The following is a 7,055-nucleotide window of genomic DNA, read 5'->3' as shown; positions in this document are numbered from 1 at the left end:
TGATCGAGAATCTGCAGCTCGCCTCGCACCTCGCGAACATCGGTGATGCGCGCACACTCGTCATCCACCCGGCATCCACCACCCACCGTCAGCTGACCGCCGAGCAGCTCGTCGCAGCCGGCGCGCCCGCCGACCTCATCCGCATTTCGGTCGGTCTGGAGGACCCGGACGACATCATCTGGGACCTCGACCAGGCCCTCACCGCAGCGACGGGAGCAACCCGATGAGCACCGACGAGACCTGCGATTTCACTCCACCCGCGATCGCTTCGGCGGCAGACGGAGCCGCGTGTGAGCTGCCGGGGGCGGCGCCCGTCGACGCGGGACGCACCTGGGCGAGCCCGAGCCAGCAGGAGCGGTTCGCCCTGCTGCGCCGCTCTCGCTCCATCGCGATCGTCGGCGCGTCGAACAATCCGGCGCGCGCGTCGTACTTCGTTGCGACGTACCTGCTGTCGAGCTCGCCCTACGACGTCTACTTCGTGAACCCGCGTGAGACGGAGATCCTCGGGCAGCCCGCCTACGCATCGGTTGCCGATCTGCCGGTCGTCCCGGACATCATCGATGTGTTCCGCAAGCACGACGACCTGCCCGGCGTGGCGCAGGAAGCCGTGGATGTGGGAGCCCGAGCTCTGTGGCTGCAGCTGGGATCGTGGAACGAGGAAGCCGCCGCCATCGCCGAAAACGCAGGCCTTTCGGTCGTCATGGACCGTTGCATCAAGATCGAGCACGCCCGCTTCCACGGCGGCCTGCACCTCGCTGGCTTCGACACCGGCGTGATCACCTCGAAGCGGCAGCTGCTGGCGCGCTGAGCGCGTGCGCCTCGGCATCCGAGCTGGATGAATTCTGCCGGTTATCCGCGAGGATAACCGGCAGAATTCATCTCGCATGAGCGTGGCCGGGCGCGTGTCAGGATGGAGCCATGCCCCTCATCGCCCTGACCGGCGGCATCGCCTCCGGTAAGTCCACGATCTCCCGTCGCCTTCAGAAGCACGGCGCGGTCGTCGTCGACGCGGATCAGATCGTCCGCGATGTCCAGGCGCCGGGGTCGCCCGTGCTCCGCGAGATCGCCGCTGCCTTCGGCGATGATGTCATCGATCCTTCCGGCGCGCTGGATCGCGCAGGGCTCGGCGCCCGGGTCTTCGGCGACGACACTGCGCTCAAACGCCTGAACGCGATCGTGCACCCCGCCGTGCGTGCCGAGTCGGCGCGCCGGTTCCGAGAGGCTTTCGAGACGGATGCCGACGCCGTGGTCGTCTACGACGTTCCGCTGCTCGTCGAGGCCAGGGCGGATGACCCGTGGGACACGATCATCGTCGCGCATGCGCCGGCAGCGGAGCGTCTGCGCCGACTGATCGAGCTGCGCGGCTTGGAGCCGGGGGCAGCGCAGGATCGCATCGATGCCCAGGTCTCCGATGAGAAGCGTCTCGAGATCGCGGACACAGTGATCGACACCTCCGGCACGATGGAGCACACGCTCGAGCAGACGGATGCCGTCTGGAAGCAGCTCGCCGGCGCGTGAGCGTTCCGGAGTTCGCCGGACACGTTCCCGGCTCGGGTTCGTACCGGCGACTGATCGCCGGGCTGTTCTTCGCCGGCGTCGCCACGTTCGCGCAGTTGTACTCGCTGCAGGCCGTGCTGCCGCAGGTGAGCGCTGACCTTCACGTCACGCCGTCGACGGCGGCACTGACCGTGTCGGCTGCCACGCTCGGTATCGCCGCCACTGTCATCCCCTGGTCGATGGTGGCGGATCGCATCGGACGGATCCCGGCGATGGCGATCGGCATCATCGCCGCCACCGTTTTCGGGCTCACCGCCCCCTTCAGTACCGGCATCGAAATGCTGTTGGCGCTCCGCCTCGCCGAGGGGCTCGCGCTCGGAGCCGTGCCGGCGGTCGCGCTCGCATACCTCAGCGAGGAGGTGCACGTGCGGCATGTCGCCGTGGCCGCGGGCAGTTATACGGCCGGAACGACGGTCGGCGGGCTCTCGGGACGTCTGATCGCCGGACCGCTGGGCGAGGTGTTCGACTGGCGGATCGGCGCGTGGAGCGTCACCGTACTCTGCGCCTTCGCCGCCGCGCTCTTCCTCTGGCTTTCTCCTCGCGCCCGCCGGTTCGTGCCCGGCCGACTCCGAGTGGATGGCGGGCCGGGAATGCTCGCGCGTCTGGCCCGAGCTCTGCGCTCACCCCAGCTGCTCGCGCTCTACGCGCAGGGCTTCCTGCTCATGGGAGCCTTCGTCGCCGTGTACAACTACCTCGGCTTCCATCTGCTCGGACCACCGTTCCTGCTGCCGGTGTGGCTGGTGACACTGCTGTTCCTCGCCTATCTCGCCGGAACAGTCTCGTCGCCGTGGGCGGGGTCACTGGCGTCGCGGAACGGGCGGCGGCGCGTGCTGCTGGGGTCGATCGGCGTCTTCGGCGCCGGGGCCGCGCTTATGCTCATCCCGCATCCGATCGTCATCCTCGCCGGCCTCGTGGTGTTCACGGCGGGATTCTTCGGCGCACACGCCATCGCCTCGAGCTGGGCTCCGGTGCTCGCCGACCCGGACAGTCGCGCGCAGGCGCCGTCGCTGTACTACTTCGCCTACTACGCCGGTTCGAGCCTGTTCGGCTGGGCCCTCGGCATCGCCTTCGGTGCACTGGACTGGAACTGGTTCCTGACGATCGTGATCACGATGGGAGCGGTCGCCGCGCTCATCGCGCTGGCAACGCTGCGCCCGGATGCTCCTGCGCGAGAGGGCTTGTGATCGGCGAACGGCAGCACCGATCCGATGTCGGTGGGGGCGCTTACGCTGGAACCATGCAAACCACGCGCAGCGTCCGCCCCTTCGAAGTGGTCAGCGAGTACATGCCCGCGGGCGACCAGCCGCAGGCGATCGCCGAGCTCGCCGCGCGTATCAACGCCGGTGAGACCGATGTCGTCCTGCTGGGGGCGACCGGTACGGGCAAGTCCGCGACGACGGCCTGGCTGATCGAGCAGGTGCAGCGTCCGACGCTCGTCATGGCGCACAACAAGACGCTGGCCGCACAGCTGGCGAACGAATTCCGCGAGCTCATGCCGAACAATGCGGTCGAGTACTTCGTCTCGTACTACGACTACTACCAGCCAGAGGCCTACGTGCCGCAGACCGATACCTTCATCGAGAAGGACTCGTCGATCAACGCCGAGGTCGAGCGGCTACGCCACTCGACGACCAACTCCCTCCTCAGCCGCCGCGACACCGTGGTGGTCTCGACGGTGTCGTGCATCTACGGCCTCGGTGCTCCGGAGGAGTACCTGCGCGCCATGGTCGCGCTGCAGGTGGGGGAGCGGTATGACCGCGACGCCCTGATCCGGCAGTTCATCTCGATGCAGTACAACCGCAACGACGTCGACTTCTCGCGCGGCAACTTCCGCGTGCGCGGAGACACGATCGAGATCATCCCGGTGTACGAAGAGCACGCGATCCGCATCGAACTGTTCGGCGACGAGATCGAGGGGCTGTACTCCCTGCATCCGCTCACCGGAGACGTGATCGAGAAGCTGGATGCCATTCCGATCTTCCCCGCCTCGCACTATGTGGCGGGAACCGACGTCGTTCAGCGTGCGATCGGCACGATCGAAACCGAGCTCGCCGAGCGCTTGGCCGAGTTCGAACGCCAGGGCAAGCTGCTCGAGGCGCAGCGACTGCGCATGCGCACGACGTTCGACCTCGAGATGCTGCAGCAGCTGGGATTCTGCTCCGGCATCGAGAACTACTCCCGACACCTAGACGGCCGCGAGGCCGGCGAACCCCCGCACACACTGCTGGACTTCTTCCCCGACGACTTCCTGCTCGTGATCGACGAGTCGCACGTCACCGTGCCGCAGATCGGTGCGATGTACGAGGGTGATGCCTCACGAAAGCGCACCCTCGTCGACCACGGGTTCCGGCTGCCGAGTGCTATGGACAACCGGCCGCTGCGGTTCGACGAGTTCAAGAACCGGATCGGGCAGACCGTATATCTGTCGGCGACTCCGGGAAAGTATGAGATGGGCATCGCTGACGGCGTGGTCGAGCAGATCATCCGCCCGACCGGTCTCGTCGACCCCGAGATCATCGTCAAGCCGTCCAAGGGGCAGATCGACGATCTCCTCGAAGAGATCCGCGTGCGGGTCGAGAAAGACGAGCGCGTGCTCGTGACGACGCTGACCAAGAAGATGGCCGAAGAGCTCACCGATTTCCTGGGGGAGCACGGTGTCCGCGTTCGGTACCTGCACTCTGACGTCGATACTCTGCGCCGCGTCGAACTTCTCAGCGAACTGCGCCAGGGCGTCTACGACGTCCTGGTCGGCATCAACCTGCTCCGCGAGGGCCTCGACCTGCCCGAGGTGTCTCTCGTGGCGATCCTGGATGCTGACAAGGAGGGTTTCCTTCGATCGGGAACCTCGCTCATTCAGACGATCGGCCGCGCGGCGCGAAATGTGTCTGGTGAGGTGCACATGTACGCCGACAATATGACCGACTCGATGGCGAAGGCGATCGAAGAGACCGATCGTCGCCGTGAGAAGCAGGTCGCCTACAACACCGAGCACGGGATCGATCCGCAGCCGCTGCGCAAGCGCATCGCCGACATCACCGATGCACTCGCACGCGAAGCATCCGATACGCAGGACATGATCCGTGCGAAGAGCAAGACGAAGTCGGGCAAGGGCAAGAGTCCGACGCCGCAGTTGCGTCGCGAAGGCATCGCCGCCGAAGGCGCTCAGCAGCTCGAGGCGACCATCGAAGACCTGTCTGCGCAGATGCTCGCCGCCGCAGATGAGCTGAAGTTCGAGCTCGCCGGGCGGCTCAGAGACGAAGTTCAAGACCTCAAGAAAGAGCTGCGGGCGATGGAGCGCGCCGGCCACGCCTGAGTGCGAAGATGTCACCTATGGATGCCGCTGCCACGGAACTCGCCGACAGGGTCCGCGCTCTCCTGATGGCAGAGCCGGGGCTGGAGGAGAAGCGCATGTTCGGCACGCGGGCGTTTCTGCTGAACGGCCGCATCCTGGTGGGCACGCGCAAAGAGGGTGTCCTTCTCGTACGGGTCACCGACGAGCGCGGTACGGCCCTGCTGACAGAACCCGGTGTCGAGGTCGCGGTGATGGGCGGGAAGACGATGGGAGCGAGCTGGCTCGACGTGGCGCCCACGGCGATCGCCGACGATGAGGAACTGATGTCCTGGATCGACACCGCCCGGGAGAGCGCCGCCAGTCAGCCCTGAGGGCAGTGCATGAGCGGCTTGGGGCCGCTCCGGTCGATCTCGTGCTCGGTCATCGGGTGACCGCAGAGCGGGCAGGCTCGTTCCGCACGCTCTGCCGCCGTCGGCGGAGGAGTCGCCTCATACGGCCCGACAGCTGCGGGCCCCGCCAGTTTGATCAGGTTGGTGTTGAACCACCGGTACAGTCCGCCCGCCTCGCGGATGCGTGTGCGCAGCGGCACTCGTTCTGAACTGTTCTCCATGTCAGTTAGTGTACTAATGATTTGTGCGGTATGTATAATCGAGGCGTGACGGATGCCGAGGACATGCTCAAGCTCGAGAACCAGCTCTGCTTCGCGCTGGTCACCGCGGCCCGCAACGTCGTGGCGATCTACCGGCCCATTCTCGAGCCGCTGGGTCTCACGCATCCGCAATACCTCGTCATGCTCGCGCTCTGGGAACGTTCGCCCCGAGCGTTGAACGACCTCGCTGCCGATCTCGCACTGGATCCCGCCACGGCGTCTCCGCTCGTGAAGCGGCTCGAGAGCGAAGGTCTCGTTATGCGAGAGCGCAGCGCGGCTGACGAGCGCCGCCTCGACATTCGTCTCACGGATGCCGGCACTCGCCTGCGCGAGCGCGCCCTCGACGTACCGCGACAGGTCATGGCCGCCGTGCACATGGACATGGAACAGGTCGCCTCTCTGCGTGACGGGCTGTCTCCGTTCGTCGGTCGCGGCCTCGTCTGACCGACGCCAGTGTCTGTGGTCCCTCGTAGACTTGTGCGGTGCCCATAGTCCCCGTCGCCACCCCAGGAAAACTCAGTGTTCGCGGTGCCCGCGTGCACAATCTCAGGAACGTCGACATCGACATCCCTCGCGACTCGCTGGTCGTGTTCACCGGTCTGTCCGGTTCGGGAAAGTCCAGTCTGGCGTTCGACACGATCTTCGCCGAAGGGCAGCGCCGCTACGTCGAGTCGCTGAGCGCCTACGCGCGGCAGTTCCTCGGTCAGGTCGACCGTCCGGATGTCGACTTCATCGAAGGGCTGAGCCCGGCCGTCTCGATCGATCAGAAATCGACGAACCGCAACCCGCGATCGACCGTCGGCACGATCACCGAGATCTACGACTACATGCGTCTGCTGTGGGCACGCATCGGCATCCCGCACTGCCCGGAGTGCGGTGAGCGCATCCAGCGTCAGACGGTGCAGCAGATCGCCGACCAACTGATGGAGCTGCCAGAGCGCACCCGGTACCAGGTCGTCGCGCCCATCGTTTCGCAGAAGAAGGGCGAGTTCGTCGACCTGTTCCGCGAGCTCGGCGCGAAGGGCTACTCGCGTGCGATCGTCGACGGCGACCTTATCCAGCTCGCCGAACCGCCGACGCTGAAGAAGAGCTATAAGCACGACATCGCTGTCGTCGTCGACCGGCTCGTGGCATCCGACGACATCCTCGGCCGCGTCACCGACTCGGTAGAAACGGCGCTCGGGCTCGCCGGCGGCGTCATTCAGATCAACTTCGTCGACGAAGAAGGTGACGACGCGTGGCAGTCGTTCTCCGAGAAGCTCGCGTGCCCGAACGGGCACCCGATCGCGCTCACAGAGATCGAGCCGCGCACGTTCTCGTTCAATGCGCCGTTCGGCGCATGCCCGACGTGTTCGGGGCTCGGTACCCGCATGTCGGTGGATGTCGATCTGATGCTGGCGGACGAAGAACTCTCGATCCGCGAGGGCGTCATCATTCCCTGGACCACGCAGGGCAAGGGGCTGTTCCAGTACTACGAGCGGCTGCTCGAGGGGCTCTCCCGCGACTTGAACTTCTCCCTCGACACTCCGTGGAAGGACCTGCGCGTCGATGTGCAGG

General features: G+C 66.1%; 8 protein-coding genes and 1 pseudogene. 8 read left to right on the top strand and 1 reads right to left on the bottom strand.

The window, feature by feature from the left end; translation table 11 throughout:
- The 6 genes from ACTICP_RS13310 to ACTICP_RS13285 all read left to right on the top strand — a co-directional run.
- On the top strand, nucleotides 1–227 hold a 227-nt coding region (locus tag ACTICP_RS13310), incomplete at its 5' end, for a PLP-dependent transferase (RefSeq protein WP_441893118.1).
- A complete protein-coding gene (locus ACTICP_RS13305) occupies nucleotides 224–808 on the top strand; it encodes a CoA-binding protein (protein ID WP_441893116.1) in 585 nt (194 codons plus the stop codon). The genes ACTICP_RS13310 and ACTICP_RS13305, both read left to right, overlap by 4 nt.
- A 110-nt stretch (nucleotides 809–918) precedes the next feature.
- Nucleotides 919–1,518: a dephospho-CoA kinase gene (coaE, locus tag ACTICP_RS13300; protein WP_441893114.1), complete on the top strand. Its 600-nt coding sequence runs from the start codon at nucleotides 919–921 to the stop codon at nucleotides 1,516–1,518.
- Complete coding sequence (locus tag ACTICP_RS13295; RefSeq protein ID WP_441893112.1) at nucleotides 1,515–2,741, top strand: MFS transporter; 1,227 nt, start codon at nucleotides 1,515–1,517, stop codon at nucleotides 2,739–2,741. Before coaE ends, ACTICP_RS13295 begins: the two co-directional genes overlap by 4 nt.
- A 53-nt stretch (nucleotides 2,742–2,794) precedes the next feature.
- Nucleotides 2,795–4,870 carry an excinuclease ABC subunit UvrB gene (uvrB, locus tag ACTICP_RS13290; protein WP_441893110.1) on the top strand — a complete coding sequence of 692 codons (2,076 nt, stop codon included), beginning with the start codon at nucleotides 2,795–2,797 and terminating at the stop codon, nucleotides 4,868–4,870.
- Between the two features lie 17 nt (nucleotides 4,871–4,887).
- On the top strand, nucleotides 4,888–5,220 hold the full coding sequence (locus tag ACTICP_RS13285; protein WP_441893108.1) for a TfoX/Sxy family protein: 333 nt from the start codon (nucleotides 4,888–4,890) through the stop codon (nucleotides 5,218–5,220).
- Here ACTICP_RS13285 and ACTICP_RS13280 read toward each other — a convergent pair.
- Nucleotides 5,211–5,459, bottom strand: coding sequence for a hypothetical protein (locus tag ACTICP_RS13280; protein ID WP_441893106.1), 249 nt, complete (start codon nucleotides 5,457–5,459; stop codon nucleotides 5,211–5,213). The two genes, ACTICP_RS13285 and ACTICP_RS13280, sit on opposite strands and share 10 nt — an antisense overlap.
- A 63-nt stretch (nucleotides 5,460–5,522) precedes the next feature.
- On the opposite strand from ACTICP_RS13280, the gene ACTICP_RS13275 reads away from it, so the two are divergent.
- Both ACTICP_RS13275 and ACTICP_RS13270 read left to right on the top strand, forming a co-directional pair.
- Nucleotides 5,523–5,942, top strand: coding sequence for a MarR family winged helix-turn-helix transcriptional regulator (locus tag ACTICP_RS13275; RefSeq protein WP_441893120.1), 420 nt, complete (start codon nucleotides 5,523–5,525; stop codon nucleotides 5,940–5,942).
- A 38-nt stretch (nucleotides 5,943–5,980) separates the two neighbouring features.
- A pseudogene (locus tag ACTICP_RS13270) lies at nucleotides 5,981–7,055 on the top strand (excinuclease ABC subunit UvrA); the annotation flags it as partial.

The organism is Microbacterium sp. (assembly GCF_052102115.1).
In the GTDB taxonomy this organism is placed as follows: domain Bacteria; phylum Actinomycetota; class Actinomycetes; order Actinomycetales; family Microbacteriaceae; genus Microbacterium.
Note: the sequence above shows the minus strand (reverse complement) of the source record. Positions and strands in the feature narration are given on the sequence as shown.